The organism is Asaia sp. Ae19-3, assembly GCF_059801175.1.
This window is the reverse complement of sequence record NZ_JBCHWF010000001.1, coordinates 1,103,177-1,124,861: the sequence shown is the minus strand read 5'-3', so window position 1 is coordinate 1,124,861 and position 21,685 is coordinate 1,103,177. Positions and strand designations below refer to the sequence as shown.

General features: G+C 58.0%; 13 protein-coding genes. 2 read left to right on the top strand and 11 right to left on the bottom strand.

Translation table 11 applies throughout. From position 1 onward, the window contains the following. Window positions 1-10: 10 nt before the first annotated feature. The 3 genes from AAID99_RS04840 to AAID99_RS04830 all read right to left on the bottom strand — a co-directional run bounded on the left by AAID99_RS04840 (window position 11) and on the right by AAID99_RS04830 (window position 2,909). A complete protein-coding gene (locus AAID99_RS04840) occupies window positions 11-1,888 on the bottom strand; it encodes a hypothetical protein (protein ID WP_498493312.1) in 1,878 nt (625 codons plus the stop codon). Between the two features lie 27 nt (window positions 1,889-1,915). Next, complete coding sequence (locus AAID99_RS04835) at window positions 1,916-2,329, bottom strand: MobC family plasmid mobilization relaxosome protein (protein ID WP_498493311.1); 414 nt, start codon at window positions 2,327-2,329, stop codon at window positions 1,916-1,918. A gap of 265 nt (window positions 2,330-2,594) precedes the next feature. Beyond that, window positions 2,595-2,909: a helix-turn-helix domain-containing protein gene (locus tag AAID99_RS04830; RefSeq protein ID WP_498492612.1), complete on the bottom strand. Its 315-nt coding sequence runs from the start codon at window positions 2,907-2,909 to the stop codon at window positions 2,595-2,597. A 319-nt stretch (window positions 2,910-3,228) separates the two neighbouring features. Here AAID99_RS04830 and AAID99_RS04825 point away from each other — a divergent pair, with 319 nt between their 5' ends. Continuing rightward, on the top strand, window positions 3,229-3,828 hold the full coding sequence (locus AAID99_RS04825; RefSeq protein ID WP_498492614.1) for a recombinase family protein: 600 nt from the start codon (window positions 3,229-3,231) through the stop codon (window positions 3,826-3,828). A 26-nt stretch (window positions 3,829-3,854) separates the two neighbouring features. On the opposite strand, the gene AAID99_RS04820 is transcribed toward AAID99_RS04825, so the two are convergent. The 3 genes from AAID99_RS04820 to AAID99_RS04810 all read right to left on the bottom strand — a co-directional run bounded on the left by AAID99_RS04820 (window position 3,855) and on the right by AAID99_RS04810 (window position 9,420). Further along, window positions 3,855-4,103 carry a hypothetical protein gene (locus AAID99_RS04820; protein WP_498493310.1) on the bottom strand — a complete coding sequence of 83 codons (249 nt, stop codon included), beginning with the start codon at window positions 4,101-4,103 and terminating at the stop codon, window positions 3,855-3,857. Between the two features lie 189 nt (window positions 4,104-4,292). Continuing rightward, window positions 4,293-8,126, bottom strand: coding sequence for an nSTAND3 domain-containing NTPase (locus AAID99_RS04815; RefSeq protein WP_498493309.1), 3,834 nt, complete (start codon window positions 8,124-8,126; stop codon window positions 4,293-4,295). 7 nt (window positions 8,127-8,133) lie between these two features. Then, on the bottom strand, window positions 8,134-9,420 hold the full coding sequence (locus tag AAID99_RS04810; RefSeq protein WP_498493308.1) for a restriction endonuclease: 1,287 nt from the start codon (window positions 9,418-9,420) through the stop codon (window positions 8,134-8,136). A 377-nt stretch (window positions 9,421-9,797) separates the two neighbouring features. Between AAID99_RS04810 and AAID99_RS04805 the strand changes: the two genes are divergently transcribed. Beyond that, complete coding sequence (locus AAID99_RS04805; protein ID WP_498493307.1) at window positions 9,798-12,095, top strand: ATP-binding protein; 2,298 nt, start codon at window positions 9,798-9,800, stop codon at window positions 12,093-12,095. Between the two features lie 460 nt (window positions 12,096-12,555). Here the strand turns inward: AAID99_RS04805 and AAID99_RS04800 are convergent, their stop codons facing one another. From AAID99_RS04800 to hyoA, 5 genes are all read right to left on the bottom strand, one after another. Next, a complete protein-coding gene (locus tag AAID99_RS04800; protein WP_498493306.1) occupies window positions 12,556-14,394 on the bottom strand; it encodes an AIPR family protein in 1,839 nt (612 codons plus the stop codon). Window positions 14,395-14,772: 378 nt separating this feature from the next. Beyond that, complete coding sequence (locus tag AAID99_RS04795) at window positions 14,773-15,900, bottom strand: tyrosine-type recombinase/integrase (protein WP_498493305.1); 1,128 nt, start codon at window positions 15,898-15,900, stop codon at window positions 14,773-14,775. 421 nt (window positions 15,901-16,321) lie between these two features. Continuing rightward, on the bottom strand, window positions 16,322-16,561 hold the full coding sequence (locus AAID99_RS04790; protein ID WP_498493304.1) for a hypothetical protein: 240 nt from the start codon (window positions 16,559-16,561) through the stop codon (window positions 16,322-16,324). Window positions 16,562-16,603: 42 nt separating this feature from the next. Beyond that, on the bottom strand, window positions 16,604-17,098 hold the full coding sequence (locus AAID99_RS04785; RefSeq protein ID WP_498493303.1) for a lysozyme: 495 nt from the start codon (window positions 17,096-17,098) through the stop codon (window positions 16,604-16,606). A gap of 150 nt (window positions 17,099-17,248) precedes the next feature. Further along, window positions 17,249-21,610 (bottom strand): NACHT domain-containing antiphage protein HyoA, encoded by a 4,362-nt coding sequence (gene hyoA, locus AAID99_RS04780; protein WP_498493302.1) that lies wholly within the window; start codon window positions 21,608-21,610, stop codon window positions 17,249-17,251. Window positions 21,611-21,685: the final 75 nt, after the last annotated feature.

The window sequence follows — 21,685 nt, the reverse complement described above, 5'->3', positions numbered from 1 at the left end:
CGGGCGTCGCCTACCTCACTTCAGTTAACGTGACATCACCCCTCAAAGCGATGCGTGTCACGTATTTGGCCTTTTCAAGATTGCCGGCCAGCTTGCATTTCATGATCTCCGCCTGTGTCTCAGGCGGCAGCTTTGCTGGTGGTATCCAGATCGCGTCCAGCAGTCCCAGATTTTGTCTGGCCCTATCGCACTGGGCGACATGGCGTGCTTTCCAGGCGGTGATCTCCTCCTGCCTTCGCATGTCGGCCTCGCGATAGAGCGTGACAAGCCATTCCCTGCATGTGTCCCGACTGACGATCTTCCGAAGCAGCTCATGGTTTTCTCTCCTCAGCCGTGCATTGGCCTCCTCGCGTTCCGTCGGAACAGGCAGGCAAAGCGGCTCGGGCGACGTAGAGCGCAGGCCGAGATGCCAGAATACGGTCTCCAGCAGATAGCGCAGGATCTCGGACAGCATTTTCGAAAGCCGTTCGATTTCCTCGTCGAGATGGGAGAGGCGTTTCTGCTTTGAAAGGATAAATACCCTGTCACGCAGAGCGTCACGCTCCTGTCGTGTTTCCTGCAGCTGTTTTCCGGTCTGCCAGAGCTGTTTGCACCTTCGTTCTATCTGCGCAAACAGAGCTGCGCCTTGCTCGTCGACAGAGCGCCGTGGGCCATACTCCAGAGGTGGCTTTTCATTCAGTACCGTGCGGCACGCCCTGGCTTCACGTTTCCACTGCCGGATGTAGTGAGCAAAGTTCGGTGGCAGTTTGTCGGTATGATCCAGCGAGACGATTTTCGGCTGTCTGGGCGAGGGATGTGACGGCCTTGTTTTCGCAGCCTCTCTCGCAAATGCTTCCGGGTCACGCCTGAGCTCCTCAAGGGGCGGCGGGAGCAGACCACTCTCCTCTCCATGGCGCACCATCGCAGCCATCTCCAGAGGGGCACGCTCCAGGAGCGGCTTGACTGCCGCCCTGATATCTCCGCGTTTAGGTCGTGCGGCTTCATCCACCAGAAGCTGGCGGAAATCCTTCATGCGTGTTTTCGTCAGACGCGTGAAAGACCCGATCAGCACACCATCAGCCGTCTCGATGATATGCGCATCCTTGCGCGTATCCTGCCGGTCTCCGGCACGCATGACCCAGCCCTTCGTTTTCAGCAGGGCGCGAAAGCGATGCAGCTGATTGTTCGACTGCGCCCAGAGAGAGACGATGGTCTTCTTCGCTTCGGCAAGATTCAATCCCTGTCGCTCTGCGATGCGGCGCGCCTGCGATGTGTAGGCTGCGCGTGGAAGGAGCCGGGGTACGCGTTTGGATACGGATGCGGATGCGGCTGGAGAGAGGGGTGTGTCAGCAGATGTTAGGGTAGGGGTGGGGAGGTTTGCAGCATTGGATGCTGGTCCCTGCAGGACCGCTTCAACGCGCGCCGCTTCTGCCGCCTTTCCTTCCTGACGCAGGGCTTTGACAATCGCTCTGTCATGCCGCCCCGGCACCAGTTGATGCCCCAGACGGATTTCCTCGAGACGGGCACATTTCTCCAGACGCTGCCATGAGAAGCGCGAGTTCAGCACATGGTCGTCCTGCCATTCGGGCAGAAGCAGATGACCATGGGTGCTCCCATCCTTCTGATGCACGACCAGCGTCATGCGTTCCCTGTCCGCCTGTAACTCATCGCACAGCCTGGCGGCGAAAGAGGCGAGAGCCTCGTCACTCATGGGCTGGGCAGGGTTGAAGGCAATATGACGCAGGCCATAGCGTATGCCCTCGCGCCTCGCTTCCTTCATCCAGTCGGCCAGACACCAGTCACTGCCATACAGAACGCGTATGGCTTCGTTCCTCGCGCCCCGAAGCACATGGCGTGAGACGGCCTGATGGCCGCTGGTCGTCCGGATACGGGTTTCCTGCACAATCATGCGTCCCCCTTCGGAGTGCGAAGAGACCTAGTGCAGCGTCTTCCGCTGCCTGTTCGTCACGCGCATGGATTTGAGCAGGCCATCGACGCGGTCCTTTGTCTTTTCCAGCGCATCCAGAACATCCCCCGCCCGGACGGCATCACCACAATGCGCAGAATGAGCCAGCTGGTTGAGGTTGTTGCCAATGCGCCCGAGCTCGCCCCGCAGCTTGCGCAGTGAGGCACCCACCGCCATCCCGTCGTGACCGGTCAGGGCGGCCTCCTGCAGCAGGGAGCGCACCCAGAGGGCGGTGGTCTCATGACCCAGAAGACGCGCTGTATCGGCCCACGCAGCCAGTTCGTCAGGCGAGGCACGGACGGACAGACGCGAGGAGCGGGCAGGGCGGGTCAGGCTGAGGACAGGATGCGTCACGGGCACAGGAACATGGGGCGAGGCAGACATGGGATGCGCTTTCCATCAAGGGGGTCAACGGGGGCGACAGCCCCCTTGCCAGCTGCTTCGTGCACCCAACGGGTAGCCACGAAGCACTGCTGGCTCAGGGGAGCCAACCCATGTCCTCATGATAGAACAGGACAGGAACAGATGCCGGACAGAACAGGCAGCCTCTGACAAACTCCGTGCAGAATGAGAGGATTTTTCTGCCTTCCGTCTGAGAAGAAACCGCTCTCTTGCGGGCTGTCCCCTCCGCCCTCCCGGAGGGCTTTCCTCAGTTTTCCGCGGTCTCCTGTGAGGCAGTCTCGGCGGTATCAACATTGGCAGCGGCATCGGCGGCAGTCTTAGGTTCCTCGACGGCCTTCAGTCTCACACCGGGACCGAACTGCGCATCCGCCGGGATGAACACCGCCCCGCAGGCTTCGAGCGTTTCGCGCATCGCCCGCAGGGTGCGGATATGGGGTGTGCGGGCATTGGTCTCGAAATCGGCCACCGTGCGATGCGCCATCTCGGCCATCCTGGCCAGGTCACGCTGCGAGAGACCCAGCATGGCGCGGGCGGCACGGCATTGCGAAGCAACAAGCGTCATGGAGGGCTCCGTAGAGGTAAGGGCAAGGGATGGAAGAGATGAGCGAGAGGAAGAGGAAGAGGGACAGGCGATAGGGGACTGGGACAGAAAGCAGGGCAGGAAAATAGATGCCGACACTGCCTCATATGCGTCGCTTTCGAAAGACGCTCGGACGGTTTTCTGGAAAAAAGCCGGGGTTTTTACGTGGTTTAGTGCGCCAAGTGGGAAACAAAGAGTCCAAATGAGATTGTAGGGAGTCCAAATATGGTTTGGAGTCCAAATACGTTGACCATGACATAAGAACGCAGCCATCTGTCGTCTCGAGAAGGAGAACGCAGTTATGGCGCGCTTTGGATATGCCCGTGTGTCGACCGATACGCAGAGTGTCGATGCCCAGCTTCCCACCCTCGAAGCCGAGAAGCTGGACATGATTTTCGTCGAGACCGTGTCAGGTGCTGTTCCTGCCAGAGAGCGTCCCGTCCTTGCCTCGCTGCTGGACCGGCTTCAGCCTCACGACAGTCTTGTGGTGGTGCGTCTCGACAGGCTCGGGCGGGATGCAATCGATATGCTGCAGCTCATCTCCGCGCTGGATGAGCGCAACGTCAGAGTGCGTATTCTTGCGCTGGGCATCGAGACGGGCACGGCCAATGGTCGCCTGTTCCTCACTATCCTGATGGCGATAGCGGAGTTTGAACGCGAGCTCATTCGCGAACGTACCCGTGCAGGGATTGCGGCAGCGCGGGCGGCAGGGCGTCGCATCGGACGGCCCCGTGCACTGACACCGGCGCAGACCCGGCATGTCAGGGCATTGGCGGCACAGGGTCTGTCCATCCGGCACATCGCGTCCGTCATGAATGTCGGACGCGCCACAGTGCATCGAGCGCTAAAGGGCGAGGCTGGACCGCAGCGGGCTGGGCAATCATCCAGCGCCGCTGCCTGAGCCTGACGCTGGAGTGGTGTGTTGCCTCAGTGACGGGGCCTTTGCACCAGCGCGAGGCCTGCCAGACCGCAGGCGGTGACAAACGCAAGCCAGTAGCCGCTGTTCCATGAGGTGGCGTCAATCAGCGCGGCCGCCTGTTTCTGCATCATGGCCTGCAAATCATGCTGCATGGCGGCATTACCGCCGAAACCGCCAAGAAGCTGACCCGTGCTTTGGGCTGCTTCGGCTGCGAGATGATGCAGCCGCGCGTGCACGACCAGAGGTAGGGCGAGCACCCTACTTCGGCGTGCGCACACACCGCGCCGCAATTCTGGAATGCTCAGAGGCGCCAATGGCCGAAGACAGCCTGCTTCTGGATGAGGCACAGTCCTTTGATACGGTGATGACGCGCTGCTCTCGGGTTGCAAGGGATGTGAACTCAGCGGCGGAGTGAGGTAGTCGTCGTGACAGCGACCGGAACAAAGCTAGGGATCAATCCAGCCGTGGAGTGGCGGGTCTGGCTTCTTCATCGCTTGTTTAATAGCCTCGCGCTCGGCAAATATTGCTGCGCGACGCTCGCGTAGCAGGGTGGCGAGCTCGGCTGTATCGACCGTTGCGCGCTTGAGCCAAGTGAGCAAGCGATCGCAGGTGCCGAACAGCAACGGCGGCCGTGTACAGATCAGGAATGTCAGTAACTTGACCGCCTCGTCCTGCGTTTCGCGAGCGTCGACATCGTCGGGCGCGTCGAAAGCGGTCATGGCGATATGCAAGGGCCCGAAATCATTCTGCAGACGCTCTACCATGTCGCGGAGATCGCCTTCGTCGCTCAGCCAATATCGTAGGTCGGAAATGTCATCGATGAATGCGGGCGTCGCCTCAGCCATCCGGTCCAGCCACCGGCCATGTTCGTCCGGATTGGCGGCGAGGCGGAGCAGCGTTTCCCAGGCCTCCGGCATAAAATTGCCGTTCCACTCTACCTGGATCTTCAGCAGTACACCTAACGCGCGCTCAGCGCTCGGGGTGCCAAGGTCGGAGACGATGCGCGCCATACGCTTGCCGTCGCATTTTGAAGCAAGGTGATCCCATGCGAGCTCGAACAGTGAATGGTTAGGTCGACGCGCGATAATTTCTACAACCGGTTCCCAGACAGCCTCGCCGCTGTGATGCGTGCCGAGCCACCACAAGGGCTGAGGCTGGCCGCTATAGACATGGATCGCAGCCTCGATCAGCGTCGCCGGCGCCATGTCGATCAATTGCGTGGGTGGCTGTGAGATGTCGATATTTTCGGGCAGTAGCATCACGACGATCGCGTCGGGAACCTTGGATCGCGTCAGGGTGACGGCTTGGAGCCAGCGATCATCGGACCGGCCGTTTTTCAGATGCCCAAAGACCGCGGTGCGTTCGTCGTCGCGCAGCAGCGCCCAATGGTCGATTAGATCGGCCATAAAAATAATTTTCGCGCCGGTGCCCGCGAAGGCGAGTAAGCGGGCGACCCGGGCTTCACGGCGTTCCGGCTCTGCCGCTGTCGCTCGCAGCAGGATCTGTGCGACACCGAGCGAGAACTCGCTCGGCAAGCACCCGGCACGCTCGTTGCGCTCCAGCCAGTCGATCCAACCGTCGCAGAGAGCGACGAGCGATGACGGCGACAGCGTACCGAGGGCGCTGCGTGCGACGGCAAACAGTCTGGCATCGATGAACGCGGCGTTGTGCGGCAGGGCCGCCATTACGACGGGCATAAGCCGCTCGAAGATAGGCCAGGGCGGCTGCTCGCCGGTATGTTCTTCGCGATCGAAGACGACGAGAAAGTTAAGCATCGCGGCGGCGGCGGCGACGTCGTGGGCGAGAGCCACAAGGCCGTCGAGGTGCCTCGCCTGTCGCTCGGCTGGGCTCGTTTCCCAGCCCCGTACAGTGCCCTTCAGCGCGGCGAGGGCGCAGCTTGGATGAGTATCGGCAAAGATGCGATCAAGGATCTCGTAGTCGCCCGTTCGGGGTTGGCTCAACCAGAGTTTTGTCGCCTCGGCCCGCAACGCGGCCTCATCATAACTGAGCAGGCGCCCAACTATTGTGACAGTCATGGCCGCGGGAGAAGCAGCTAGGAAACGCAGTGCAGCGGCAGCGCGCTCGGGGCCGACCAAGCCCTCAGACGCGTCGAGCAGGGCCAGTTCAGCTGCGACCTCGGGACGGTGTACAGTCCGGGAGGAGCGTTCGAAATAGTTGGTTCCGAGCTGCTCGCCGTAAGGAAGATGGGCCTCGCCGTCGCTCCATTCGAGGTCGGCGAGCATCACAGACGTGACCGAACTAATCCATTTCGGCAGGTCTCGCTGGGTTTCGACGGGGAGATCGGACAGACGGTTGACGAGGAAGCCAAAGCAGAGATCGCGCGTCGAGGGGAAGAACGAGCGCAGCCCCTCGATGGCCTCCTCGATGAGGGACGTGCGCGCAGCCGGACGCGCTTGAAGCCGTTCGAAGATCCAGTCAAGATTGCGCGCGACGGCGCGCGAAGTTTGCGGCGACAGGCAGAACAGTCCGCGTCGTAACGCGTGAGCGATGGCCTGTGCGACGTGATGGGTCGGCGCCTCGAGCAGCATCTCGGCCGCAGCGCGATAGAAGGGATGCGCGAAGCTGACGGTCGGCTGTGCATTGATCGTGACAAGGCGTCGGCGTTCAAGGTCGTCGAGGCCCGACTGGTCGGCGACGGCGAGCTCGGGAGGCTCGTCATAGGCGGGAGCGGTCGCCGGCGGGATCGGCGGCCCGCCGATCGTAACCATCGTGCCGAATGCTTTGCGCTTGCCTGGTAGGCCCGCGCCGCCACTACCGCGCACATAAGCCAGATCGACAAGACTGATCGGCTCGCGCGGCGAGGTCGCCACCGCTAGACTGACCGCGAGGTCTTCCAATCCGTCGGCAGCAAGCGTTTGGCCAAATTGTGCTGCGTCTTCGCGAGCCAGGCGAGCGACATCGGAGATCGACGACGCCACCAAGAGGCGATCGGTGTTGGCGGCGAGGTGCTCGAGACAGCCGGGCTCCAGCATCAGTTCGCCAGTCACGAGCGCGTCAGTCACGCGCTTGGCGAGCATTGCGTCGACCTCGAAGGTCGCCGCCAGCGCCTGCCAAAGACTGATCAGAAACGCCGGTTTGAGGTCACCGATGTCGCGCCAACGACGGCGGGCCGTGATGGTCTGGGCAAGCGATGCTGTTCGGCTGGTCGCGAGTAGTGGTTCGAGCCCTTGTGCGACGAGGAGCTTGCGTTGCGGGCGTATGCGGTCGATCAGCTTGGAGAGACGCGCCAGCGATCGGGTCGCCAGCGCCTTGACTTGCGAACCCCCGAGGGGGTCATCAAGAAGCGCGAGCCGCGGCGCTGTTCCAGGATCGAGCAGGAAGCGCTCCGCCGATTCCACGTCGACGAATTCCTGCACGTCATAGCCGTGCGGCACGAATTCCGCCGCGACATAGCGGGCCGTGTAGCTCTTGCCGACCCTGGGCGTCCCGGACAGCAAGAGGACGTTGTCCCGCGAGAGAGTGTCGACGAGAGCGGCTTCGTCGCCCCTCGTAAGATAATCGGTCGGACGGATTGACGGTGGTGAGGCCCGCGCGAGGATGCTGCGCAGCAGGGGGAAGGCGTCCGTCTTGTTTGTCTTTGCCTCGCCGATTGCGGCACGTAGCTCGAGCAGGATCGCCGCTGTGCGGTCACTGGGGATCCCGTGGTCGCGTCTGAGGCGCTCCGCGCAACGCGTCTCTAGCCTGTCCTCGTCCGTCTGGTCGAAGACAAGGGTTCGGCGGAGGGCCTCACGGATGGCGGCGGGGTCTGCCGATGCGGCGAACGCGGCGTTGTGTGCTCGTCGATTGGCGCAGAGCGTACCGCCGTCGCTGCCCGCCACGTCTGCAATGGCGAAGGCGGCCAGTAGCGCAGCGGCGTCTGCCGCTTTGATCCGCGAGGCGTTGTGCTGCTCGCCATGCCAGGTGCTTGAACCGCGATAGACCGCGCTCGCATCATCGGCCCGGCCGGTCATCACGAGGAGGGCGAGACAATCAGGATCGCGGATCACACGATCGAGTAGCGTCGGCGCAGCGCGCCTCGGCGGCGCGTGGGCGAGGCATGCGGCGACGTCGGCAAGCGTAACCGTGCCCGCTGCGCCTTTCACCTGGATCTCGCAGCGGACCAACCGGTCGTAAGCGGTGAACCTAAGTTCGGCGTCCTCGCCGCCGTCAGGCTCGACAAGCAGTATAGCATCATCGTGCCCGCAGAACCGCAGCATGATCTCGATGCAGACCAGGTCTTGAAACGCGAATTTCTGCGGTGCGGTGATCGCGATGGACATGGAATCGCTATCTGGCCAACTTCGTGGCGCGCTCTACCCTGGCTTGCGCCAGCCGGAATTCAGAAACGCGTTCGATAATCGTCAGGAACTCGGAGACGTTGTCGAGGGCTGGTTCGACTTGATAGAGCGGACATGTGCGCTCTTCGTTCAGAGGAAAGTCGACTTTGCAAGGCTCGGTCGTGCGTTCGAGCTGGACATAGTGCGTTGGCTGATCGTCGACCGGCAGGCCGTCCTGCTCCAGGCGCTGCCAATAGTCCTTCAACGGATCGCCGTTGCGAACGAGGGTCCGAGGCTCACTGAAGAAGCGATGGCAATCCGAGCTGCAGATGTCCTGCATCTCGCCGCCGAGTTGGTCGAGGATCGGGATCAGCAGCGTTTCGACGACGTGATCCGGTACGGCCTTTCCGTTTGGGTCTCGTACGAGCGTGAGGACATGGTTGGCGACGGCGTCAGCACGTGCATGTTGAAGTGTTGCGAGGAGGAGGTAGGCGAAGGCGCGGATCATGGCGGAGCTGTCGACGCCCGCCCGCGTCGCACGTAGGAAAAGGTACGGAAGATTGAGCAGCCCGATCTGAAGCGTGTCGAAGACCTCGTCGGCCTGAGCGGCGCCCGCCCACGGCCTTGCGTTGATCGAACCGTGACCGAATTCGTTGATGACCAGCGCCATCCGCTCGAGCGGGCCGATCGCGAGCGAAGTTCGGTTCGCCCATATGTCCTTGAGGGTCTTGAGTGTGGTATATTCGAGCCGGTTCCAGAACTGCTCACGGAGCGCCTCGAGTTGGCCGGCAGCGCTTAGAGCTTCAGCGAAGAGCCGCAGCACGACCGATGGATGTCGCGAGAGCTGGCGCTCGAGAACGTCTTTATCCCAAAGCTTGATGCGGGGCCGCGGGTTCGCCGCCTGCCACCTCTTTACCCAATCCCGCGTGGGATTTGTGAAGGTCGTGTTGGTCACGATGACGAGGCTCGATAGGCCGGCGGGGGCGGCGTTGACGACGGTGTTCTTTACCGCCTCAGCTTCGAGCGTGTCGCGCCTACCTTTGCATTCGATCCACCAATGTTCGGCCTCCATTTCTCCGTCAGGCGCCGGGACGGAGAAGGTCGCCTCGAGATCGCGGCCGCCGTCAGCCGCACCGCCACCGCTCCCACCGGTTCGCCATTCCAGGTCTTTGGCGCCAAGCGCATCGAACAGCCAGTAGACGCACTCTTCGAGGTCTCGCGCTTTCAGGTCAGCAAAAGGGATCGCCGTAGGCAAAATCCACTGGGCAGCAGATTTTTCTTTGTCACGATCCACCACTTCAATCGACTTTCCAGTTTCTCATTTCCGACCCAGCGCCAGCTCATTGTAGAACAAACGTTGTCGTCGCGCGACCTTGTTCTTCAAGAGTTAGCAAGGACGCCGGACTAAACATCTAAATATCGCGCTGCTCATGGTAGCGCGATATCTTCGTGTACGAGATTCGCGATTAGCACGGGCGACGTAAATCCGCTGCGGGGAGGCCAACCAAAACGACTGAATGCCCGAGATGCAGGCGACAACCGTCTTTTACTGGTTTGTTGAATACGGAGGGCAGCACTGTACCCTGATGGAATACGCCCAGCAAGGACGTTTATTTTTATTTTTGAATTTGTTTCGAAGTTGACAATGTTCGAAGTAAGGAATGGACTTCGGGAATGAGGATCCTCACAAACATCAGACTACTGCAGCGAATGGGCATTTACGCCGATCGCGATGCAAGATCACCATCCCTCAACTTCCGGCGCTACAACCTGATCTACGGGTTCAACGGTTCGGGAAAAAGCACACTGTCGCGGCTGTTCGCGAGCCTCGAGCTGGGCGAACCGCACCCGAAGCTCCCGCAGGGCGGCACGTTCGAGATGACGTTGGACGACGGGGCGGCGTTTGGGTGCCCGACCAATCCCAAAGGGCTCGAGCAACGGATGCTCGTGTTCAACTCGGACTACATCGAGCAGAACCTCCAATGGGCCGCCGGGCGCGCGCGGCCGGTGTTCTACATCGGCGCAGACCAGGCAGAAGCCGCCGCCGAGCTGACGAGAATCGAAGGCGACATCCTCAAGGCAGAGGCGAATAGCGACGCGGCGGCCGCAACCGCAAGGGCGGCGGACAAGACCTTCGCCAGCTACAAGCGCGAACGCGCCAAGTCCGTCGCGTCGCGCCTCCATCTGGGCAGCCGCAAGTACGAGGCGCCGGCGCTCGCCAGGGACTTCGAGACGTGGAAGGACTATGACGGACCCAGGCTGACGGATGGCGAGCTCAAGGCCGCAGAGGACACGCGCAGGCTAGACGAGCCGATGCCCCGCCTCGGCCCGCTTTCGTTCGACCAGGCCACGATTGAGACCGCCTACCGCTTCATCGCCGAGGTCTGCGGCCAGTCGCTAGCGACCGTCGCGCTCGAGGAGGTGCAGCGGCACCCGGACATGCTCCTCTGGCTGAAGAGCGGCCACGAATACCACGACGCCCATGGGCTAACCGACTGCCTTCTGTGCGGGAACGAGATCCCGGCGGAACGCCGCGCCTTGCTGGCGGCGGCGTTCGACGGCATGGTCGACCAGTTCGTCGAACGCCTGAAGAGAGCCGCCGAACGTCTCGACGGTCTCCTAGGGTCTATCAGTCAATTGGCTGCCCAGCTGCCCTCGGTGGACGACCTAGCCAGCGAGTTGCGGCCCGGCTTTAGGGACCTGAGGCAGGACGCGTCGCAGAACGCGCGCCAGCTCGCGGAACAGTTGCGCACGCTGCAAGGCGTGTTATCCGCAAAGCTGGAGCGGCCCGCATCTCCCGCGGACATGAAGGACATCGCTGCCGAGGCGGATGTGTGCGCCACCGCCGAGCGCTTGGCAGTCAGCGTCGCGAGCGTCAACGAGACGATCGCGGCCCACAACCAGGGCGTCGCCGACTTCGCCAAGCGGAAGGAGGATGCGGAGACGTCCATCCGCCGCCACTTCATCGTCGACTGCCGAGAGGAATACGCCAAGACGACGAAGGACGTCAGCGACGCCACCGCCAGGCTGCAGGTCGAGACCGACGCGCTGGTCGCCCTGCGGGAGAAGGCACGCGAGCTGCGCCGGCGCATCCGGACGCACGGCCCCGCGGCGGCCGTCATCAACAGGCTCATCGCGGCCTACCTCGGCCACGCCGAGCTGACCATCCACCCCGTCGACGAAGGCTATGAACTGCACCGCCATGGCGCGCCGATCACCGGCGTACCGAGCGAGGGCGAGAAGACAGCCATCGCGATCGCCTACTTCCTCTCGTCCATTGAGGCGGACAACCGGAAGCTAAAGGACGTCATCGTGGTGGTGGACGACCCGGTCTCGAGCCTCGACACCAAGGCGCTGAACTTCGCCTGCTCCCTCGTGAGGACGAGGCTTGAAAAGGCTGCGCAGGTCTTCGTCCTCACGCACAATCTCCAGTGCATGAACGAGTTTAGAAAGGCCTGGAAGGGCAAAGCCCGGCCTCCGGCCGGCAAGGATCCGACCGCCACTTTCCTCTACATCGACGTCACAATCCCCGAGGGAGAACACCGCCGCTCCTCCAGGATCATCGCGATGTCGAAGCTGCTCCGCGAGTACGATTCGGAGTATCACTTCCTCTTCAGCCACGTGCTACGCTTCGTCGAGCAGCCCAGCGTTTACGACGACCACGGCTATATGATGCCCAATGTAATCCGCAGGGTGCTCGACGTGTTCCTCGCCTTCAAAAGTCCAGGCGGAGGAGGGCTATCCGGCCAGCTTAACGCGCTGTGCGCCGACTACCAGCATCTCGACAGGGAGAGGCTGGCGGCGCTTGAGCGGCTTACTCAGGTCGAATCCCACTCCGACAATCTTGATGACCTACTGTCCTTCTCGACGATGACCCTCGAAGAAACGCAAGGAGCGGCCGCTGCGCTCTTCTCTATGATGGAAGAGGTCGACGAGAAGCACCTAAAGCGACTTAGAGATCTTTGCGCCTAATCTACTCCGGTCGTCGGGATCCTGAGGCATTCCTTTCGAAGACGGCGTAGGATCGCGAAAGTCTGGAGAGAGCTCCCAGTAGTGTTCGCTATGCTAAAAACAAACAAAGAAAACTGGTGTTCAGATGGGGGCGAATACCGCCTGTTTGCTCTGTTTTTGTTGATCCCACTGCCATTTTGGCGGGAGCTGGTCTGTCTGTTGCTGAACGAAATGCTAAGACAGTCGTACTTTTACATGAATGGCCTCTGCGAAGGCTGTATACCTGAACAGAATGGCAGCCCTCGCCGAGCCCATCTAGGTTACGTTGACTACTGTAGATGAAGCTAACAGTGCTTGTCGTCATGCTGATGCATTACAACTGAAGCCTGGCCGCCATTCTCGTGGTCGGTTAGACGCTTACTCAATACTAGGCCGTCGAGATTCAAGCCACGACATCGCGCGCAGTGAACGACATTTTACATCATGGATTTGCAGGGATAAAGTCCTGTGGATCTGTTTCCCCGCCTTTGCTCAGATCGAGAAGATCGATGTAGCGCTGAACATCCTCCGGATAGCGGGCGCTCCGACGCCATTTGTGGGAGGTGATTACCTTCGTTAGCTTTCCTGTGTTCTGATCTGTGCGGGAGGCGAGAAACTCTGGGTTGGACTCCCGCATCCACTTCTCGAAGTCTTTATAGAGGATGCGCGCCTCTTCTATTACCTGTGGAAACCAATCCGTAACACCGTCACTCTGTCGCTTGAGCTTTAACGCCCGCACGAATATCACGAATGCTAAGGTATCAATGATTTTGTTGGCATTCTCGCTACTCGTTCGATGATCCGAGACTTTGGTATAGATATTGTACAAATCGTAAAAGATGTCGAACACGCCATCATCATCGAATTGAGAAATGACGCCACCAGTATTTTTCATCATCTTTCGCTGGGTCGCGGTACTATATTTTCCCTTGGCGATATACATTATTCTCGTGAAAAGGCTTCGTTCAATGATATCATCTTTAGCGATATACTTGCTCCTTAAAGCATCGGAATACTCACCGCGCTTTGGCTCATAGAGTAGCCCAGTCCTCCTAAAGATGACCTCAGCAATCTTACGATTTTGATCGTTACTCGCGGTTCGGTCAATCGATGAAACCGTCGTCTGCGAGTTTGTGGCTGACGAAATACTCAGAATGAGGTTTTTCTTCGACTCCTCGTCTATTTGCGGCAACGTTATAATCCTGACTACCACTTCCTTGCCAGAAAATAGGCGTTCGCGATCGATCTCTGAACTAGCATCATAGATTCGCGCGAGGGTATACGCAGTCTGTCCACCGTTAATGATCTGAGGATTGATAATCTCAACCTGAGCTCGGTTCTTCGAGCCAATACGCTCGTTCACGTGTGTCTCATCGGAGACGATGGTGATGCCGTTATTGAGGATTGCAAACTCGCCAGTCTCAATTTCGACAATACTTTGGTGGATCCCCTCGTTCGTCCGCTGCTCCCTGAATTCTAGATAGGACCTCGGATTATAGCGCAGGATGGAGTTCTTGTATCGCGACATGATCTTGGCGATTTCAATCGTCGGCACAAGAACGACCGTAACTTGGCTAGGGCCGTGCGCCGTAATGATCTCAGCACTCAAGCGGGAGCGATCGGATTTGTTGCTCAGGTCGATCTGGAGCCGCATGCTCGAGGTGTAGTGCTGCTCCCCGCGAATGGTCGGCATAACAAGCTCGCCGTAGCAACGATCGAAGTTGACGATGTTGGTCTTGTCGCCATTAAACAGGCGCTCAACAAGAATATACTGCTCTGCCTTAACGTTCGCGAGAATGGTAACCTGCGTCTTGTAACGCGCGATGTCGGGGAGCTTTTGCAGCTTTTCGATGAATGCTAGGACGCGGCCATTGTAGTTCTGTCCGTCGGAGCTCTCTCGATGCCCAGCGAGGATCCTGTTCAGATCAATCGATAGAATCTCTTCCGGGGAAATGTTTTTTGACTCAAAGTTGCTTGACCCGACTCTGAACTTCGACTGGATGATATCCAAGATCTTGTTTTCGGTATCGATGTGGTAGGCATCGATACCACCGTCATGGCTTCCATCCGTAATTGTTAGTTCACGGTCTTCGAAACCGAGGATGCCGTAGGTGGCGGCAAGATACAGATGAATGAATGCTCGAGCTCGAGCCTGATTTTGCCGTTCCTCTGTACTGTCGTCGAACAGAGAACTGCGTTGTCTCACCTCCTTCCCTTGTCGAACGTATTCATCGAGGATATGCGTCAAGATGGCGTATTTTCGGCTCTGCCCAGTATTCATTCTGGTCTTCCTCTCGGAGTAATTTGCACAAGGGCAAAGGAACGGCGCGATCCGCCATTTTGATGCTCAACCTATGCGCGTTCTGCCTCTTGCCTTCGATCTAGTGCGGAGGCAAGTCGAGTATGCGGCGATGACGAGGATCAAGCCACGAGGTTGAACGGCCCGAACGCTTTCCATCAACAACACCCCATGTTTCAAGTTGGTCAGTAGACGTCATGAAGATGGGTGCGGGGGTTGGTTGCTGTCTGTTATTGCTTCCCAATAGCTGATAGTCTGCTTCCCCCCATAAGGGGGTTTCAAGGTATTTAGGCATACTGCATAAATCAGCCTATTTTCGACAACCTATAGAAATTATCGGAAGTAGGTATGGGGGAGGGGTCATGCCTGTTCGACAGACGTCGGCTCATTCGCCTCAATCTTGTCTGCAAGTTCCTGCATGATGGGCTGATAATATCGGTCGAGCGATTTCAGATCGCGATGTCCGGTGACCCGCATCAGATCGAGTGGGTTCGTGAGATAGCGCGCAAGGCGCGACGTCGCCTCGTGGCGCAGATCGTGGAAGGTGAGGTTGGTCAGGCCTGCACGCTTGGTCATCCGGCCAAAGCGAACAGAGAACGCCTTCTCATTGCCGATATCGAAGATCTTCTCATGCGGCTCAGGCCTGTGAGGCATCTGCCCGAGTTTCTCGACGAGAAGGCGCCGTGCACCAGGCGTCAGAGGACGTTTCTCAGGACCAAGCTCCTCCCTGTGTCGCTCGCTCTTCACCCGGGCAAGCGACAGCGTGCGACTGCGGAAATCGATGTCTTTCCAGCAGAGAGAAACGGATTCCGATAAACGACAGGCTTGTTCAATCGACCATTTGACAAGCCATACATCGTCCGCATGCTCAGAGGCCGAAACAACATCTACCAGGCGGTCATATTCACTCTGAAGATTGTGGTCATTGTCGAGCATGGCCAATCGCCTGTTACGCTTTCTGTCAGCGCCTTGTGGCCGTTTCACAACTCTGCCAGAGGCATGATTGACCGTGTGGATATCCCATTCGCTGATCGCGTGCTGAATGATGCTTGCGAGAAGATTGAGCCGCTTGACCACGGTCGCTGGCGCATAACCGTCGGACAGCATGCGATCACGGAAGGCCCGAACGTCAGCAGGTTGCCATTTGCTCACCATGACATTGACGACAGGGTCATCAAGGAGGGCAGGGATGTGGCCAGTGCGGTCCGCCTGGCGATGGGCCATGCATTCGTCGCGATAGCGTTCCACCAGTCTTCTTAGAGGTGTCTTGTCGAGGGACGATGTGTCCTTAAACTGCCTCAGATCGACCTCGGCACGCTTTTCAGTGAGCCAGCGACGAGCCAGAGCTGAGGATGCGAAAGTCTTTCTCAGGCGTTTACCGTCGACCATCTTGCGGGCCTGATACTGACCCGCGCCTCGGTACCATACGCCCTTGGGCAGTGGTTTACCTGTGGCCGGATCGATGCCTGATCTTTCTGATTCGCTCATGCGAAGCCCCTGATACCAAAGAGCCATAATTTCCTGATTGGCTCAGGGATGGCTCAAAATCAACACTCTGGTAAATCAGGATTCTGCTCTTTACCCATTAGAACCCGCAGAAATCTGCGAAAAATCGAATGGCGTCCCATAGGGGATTGAACAAATACTGTGTAATCAGCTACTTATACAGTCAAACCATCTATATAATCTGATGCAAAGACAATGAGTTACGTCGAAATTGTCAAACTCGGGGAGGTCCAGATACACCAATCCTGGTGAGCAGAGTCTGGTTGGCAACGCATTTTCGCTCCTATTTCTCTTGAGCGCAGACGTACATGATCTGGTACCTTCCAGGCCAACCAGCAATTGCTCTTGAACAGGCGAAGCAGACCCGGCTTGCAAATCACTCTTACCTTTTAAGAGGAAGGCACTAGCTTTCGGGCTTCTTGGTGTCGTCGGCATTCACGGCGTGTTTGCTGTTCATGGCGATGGCGTTGACCAGCGCATAAAGCGCAAGCCATTTCGATCCGATAGCAGGTCGGGGCCAGAACCGCGCAACAACGGCGCATAGCGCAACGAGAAACGTTCCGATCAAGGTTAAATCACTGGCGATCTCGGCCGGTATGAACGGGAGTAGGGCCGCGTAAAGGCTCTGCCAATCCAATGTCATGGCAATAATTTCCTTCTCATGAGGGAGGATATGTCGGGGCGCTCACGCCATGTAAGGGACCCCTGCAACGGGCCGACCGGAATAGATGGCGAGTTCAAGCCGCCTGCGCCGCTGTAAGCCAGGCAGGGGGATAAGGCGGCCATTTACTATCGCCTTGTCCCATCGCAGGAGTTGCTGCCCCGCCGCCGTGTAGAGCTTGCGGTTAAGCAGATTGATAAGCGTTGAATTGCGCATAGCCGCGCTGCCGATGTTGAATTGCCAGGACAGGAGCGCGGCTTCCTGCCACGCGGTAAGCGGCACATGCACCGCCGCCCGAAGGGTTATGCGCAGCCCCGCAAGGGTCTGGCCTGCAAGCGCTATCGCTTCGACATCGGTGATGGGTTTCGTGCTGGCCGTGACGGGCGACCCATCAGCAAGCGCACGATTACCGATGCCGATCGTCCAATATCCGGCAGGGCACAGATAGGGCGCAAGGCGCAACCCCTCGATATCGTCCCGGCGCAAAAACGCCAAGGCTACTTCCAGTGAATTTGTCATTGCTTGTGTCTCCGAAACGAAAAAAGCCGCCCGGTAGGGCGGCTTGGGTTGAGGTATCGTCCGCCTTGGCTCCGGGCGGACAGTTTTCACGTAAATGTTTGGCTGTATTGCCTGATTACTGTGGGTCGAGCCGCGAGCGCCGAGTGCGGATTAGCTAGTTAGGTCAATTCCAACCACTGACAGCTTCACCTGATGATTCATTTGCACCTCAAGGCGAGTTGCAAGGTCCTGTAGCCTCATCAGTAAGGTAGAAAAATCAATTTTGGATTCAGTACCCGGTAATTTCCAGTTACGTTTACTGTTCGTAGTAAGTAATAGGCAGCCAGCACGACAATTATCGTGCTGCATATATTGACCTAATAGTTGGATTTCTAAAGCCTTTTCGAGATCGTCAACGGAATACTTTTTGTGCGCAAGCTTCAACTCAATCACGGCTTGCGCCTCTGAACGCACCGATAGGAGACGAATGTCCGTCTCCTTGTTCTTGACCACCAACGCTTCACGATCGATGCGATATGCTCCTCTCGCTCGCTCTTGCAAACGCCTTGCGAACCACACCTGCATATCCTTCTCTTGGTCAATACCGGCCAGGATTGATCGCTCGGAAAATTCGTGTGCCTGAATATCGTGCTGCAGATCGGTAAGCCGATCCATCATTATCTGGAACATGCCGTTTTGGTCTGCCGCAGGCGCCTCGCCATAACGATCGATCTGCGGGATATCGCGATCGGCGAGTGGGGGACCTTCAGCCTCACTGGCGGCTTTTTCGCGCGCAAGTTGATCGAGCCTATCTTTGAAGTGGGCGAATAATGGGTCACTACGCATATCCTGCTTAATGGCCCAAGCCTCCGCTCCAGTACGGGCAAGCAAAGCATCAAGCACGGCATTGCGGCCATCCTGCGCGCGATCACGCGTTTCTGGACGGAAAGGTTTGCCATCCGTCCGATCGCCGTCCTCAAGGCGGCTGATTTCGGTGTAGGCCAACCTCACTAACGAGAAAAGCACGGGAGCGGTAAAGTCTTGATTAGATAGATCAAGACCGAGACGCACGCCGCCTCGGTCACCGAAGATGGCGAAGAGATTTTCGCATAGGCTATACCGGGTCGGTGGATCGAGCATTTCCATATCCTGTTCCAGCAGTTCGATAGCCTGTAGCGGCGCAGTGCGTAGCAAGAGCGTCAGCCAGAGCACAACGAAAGGCTGGCTAAAGCCGCCTGAGAGTCGGCTCTGCGCCAGAGCGACAAGAAAGGACCGGTCGACTGAACTGCGAAGCAGGTAGTCAATCGCCCATTCCAGATGGTCATGCATTCGCGCTTGTTCCCGTTGATCGCCAAACGCCGCATCTGTTGTTGATAGCCACGCCCATACACGCGGTGCGGAGAACTCAAGGATAGGCTGGCTAGCCCGCGAAAAATCCGCAAGCAGTCCTGGAATTTGAGAATTTACGGCATCATTCAGCTGAGCTGAAAGCTCTTCACCAAGTGTGGCATTGACAGCGTCGGGCTGATGATTAATCAGATCCTCTATCCAAGGCGGGAGACCGCTGAGCTCGACAGACGCCAAGCGCGCGGCTGTCTCGGCGTCCTCGCGCCCGAGAACACGTGCCCAACCTGGCTGCTCTGCCTCTGCATAGACCCCCGCAAGCGCATGGATCCACTTCCTTAAGATAGTGTTCTGTTCATCGGGAGCACGGGCACTGTGCAATGGAACCTTGATAGTACGCCAATAGGCACTGAATGCAGCGCGAACGCGTTCGGCGATCGCTTCGTTAAAATGGCTTGAGATAGCTTTGCCGCGCCAATAGGTGTCCCAGCCCTGCCCCTCGAATCCACGTTCGAGGATGTGCGCAAAATCCTGAACTATTCTGGCATTGCCCGCCGTCGAGAAATAGACGTCAGGATTGCGCAAGACCTCTTGCCGCCAGTCAACCCAAGTCTGGGTAGCTTTTTCTTCTTCGGCTTCTCTTTCTGTAGCCTGCTTTTTCCAGTCTGCTTCTTGTGCAACGAAGGAGCTATCCGGACTCACTGGAATGAGCCGGTGCTCCAGCGTCTCAAGCCAGGCGCGATTATTTCCTGCAACTTTGCGCAGCGCTACACACCGGCTTTCAAACGTCTGACAATCGAAGCGAAGCTGGCGTAGAGCGTCGCCAAAAGCCGCGGTGCAGATACGCTGATCTAGCCCAGTATTGGCTGCCGTCTCCAATAGCCAGTCGAAATCGTCATATTTTATAGCACCCACAGTCGACTCATGAGAGATGTTGAACCTGAAGTTGTTATCATCACAGTGCGGTATAAAGGCTGCACAAAAGCGACCCTCAGCCGTATAAATGGTTTCTCGCCAGCTTACAGGGACATGTCGGAGCAACGTGATGACTTGCTCTACGGGCTTTTCCTCTCCAAATTCATCGACCTTTAGCCGGGTCGCGATCACGGCAGCCTCAACCCATTCCTCGAGGGGTAGAACGGAGTCGTCGAACTGACGCAGGCACAATGCTGCCAGTGCGGGCGTGAGGTGCTTATATCTGCTATTATAAAACGGCCAGTGTTCGGAGCATTCGATACTGCCTTTGATCAGGCGTGCCAGCTCGTCGCGAAGAAAGGAGATCTCTTCGTTCGGGAGTGTCCAGTCCCGTACCAATCTCGGCAGTGTCCACGCGATATTGCTGACACCTTGTTTATCGAGATTGATCTGCCCAAGGAGCCGGATGAATTCGTCGGGTGAAAGATGCTTGGGGAAAAGAGGGTCAATTACTCCTTTTTTTACCTTCGAGGGCCAAAGCGGATCGCTCAGTAATGACGCGGTCAGGCTTGTCAAAGCGCCCGGTTCCGACATCTCTGCAAGGGCCGTGATAGCCACCACGCGGTTGAAGGACGATGCTTGTGGGTCATAAGCCACTTCGCTTGCAATATCGCGGCAATCTTCCATCCGTGCTGCCTGAATTAAATCGAGCAGTAGTTCGCGCACTTCTGGGCTGGTATTTTGTTTCTGCCAAAGCCCGCGGACGGTAGGTGATAGATCGGCCGACGCGAAACGTAATACCTGTGCATAGGGAATGCGTACCCCGCGCCAGGTATCGCGTCCGTAGCGTTCGACATAGACCGATAGGATACGTGCGCGTGTATTTACCGGAAAATTTTCCGGGTCGCCGTCGTCCATCAAGGCTTCAGGCTCTCGGTGCAATATCTCGTCGCGTACAGCGTCGTCTTTTATTGCCAGCCAACTCGCGACTGCGCGCATCGAAGGAAATACCAGTTTCTGACCGTAGCACTCGCCGAACAGGTGTCGAAACAAGGCGCTTCTTGGCATATGGCCGTTCGCGTGAAGGTTTTGCAGTCGCTGGCTTGCGAGAAATTCGGAAGCTGACCGGTGGTGAAACCGGACACGCCCATAGCTGGCCGACCCGAACAACGGACGCTGCAACAGCTCTGTTCGTTCGAATGCTGGCCAGTCATGAAGGATGATCGACGGGTCAATCGCTGCTTCGGCCTCGTATGTGTCGAGCGACAGGTCTGAGAAACGAATGGTTGTCTTGCGAGTCAGGACCTGCGCGAGAGCCAGTCGCTCTGCGCCCTCAAGAGCTCGTGCATCGGAGAGACGAATGTGGCGCGCACGCTCCCCTGTTTCCTGAAGTTTGCGGCGAATATCCTCTTTGATCTGATCAGATCGGGTACCAAGGCGCTTATACTCGTTCCAGTAGGAACAGATCTCAATAAGTTCTTGGGGGCGTCGAGCGAGATCCCACGAACGGCTGCGCTCAATTTCTGCCAGCAGTCCAGCAATATCCTTGACTTGCGCGACTTCAGCAATCTGCCTCATCTGCTTATCGTCTAACGGTGTGAGCCCGACGATACGGATGTCGCCTTGCAGATCGTGGTCGCTCGGTTTCTTCTTTTCTTGCGATCGCTGCTCGCGTATTTCGCCGTTAATTAGACGCCGGAACTCTGCATCGGAATCCCTTGCGGCATCCGCTGGCGGTGTAGGTTCGATGACTGGCAATTCAGCGGCAAACGCATCGAGATCGAGTGCAATCGGGCGGCTAGTGACGACAATCTTTGCTCGGTGAAGCTGCCCATCTATTGCGTGAGCAAATTTCCGTAACGTTTGCCGGAAGTCGCCGTGGGACAATAGTAGTTCGTCGGCCGCGTCGAGAAAGAAATACGCTTCAGAATGACCGTCGCCTAACCACTGCTGAAAGCGCCGCCGCTGTTCGTGACTAAATAGAAGCGACAGTTCAGTCGACATCACTGATTCTAAAGTAAGAAAGAAAGCAGTTTTTCCATCGGCGAACAATTGCTTTGCCGTCTCCCGGCATTCATAGGTTTTGCCGCTACCCGCGGCTGAGACCAGCAAGACCCTTGGTGATACGAGCAGATCATCCCAAGTGAGATGCCCTCCAAAACCTGTAACTTCGAGCGCATCAAGCGCATTGGGACCGCTGATCTTCTCTCGTCCGAGAGCACAAAATGATCGCTGGACGATGGAATGTTGAAAGTGTTTCGGAGCGCCTGCCATGTATCTCTAGATGCGCATCTTATTCTTCCGGCGCAAGATCAATCCGTCCAGACGCATACCACCTGTGAGACCCTT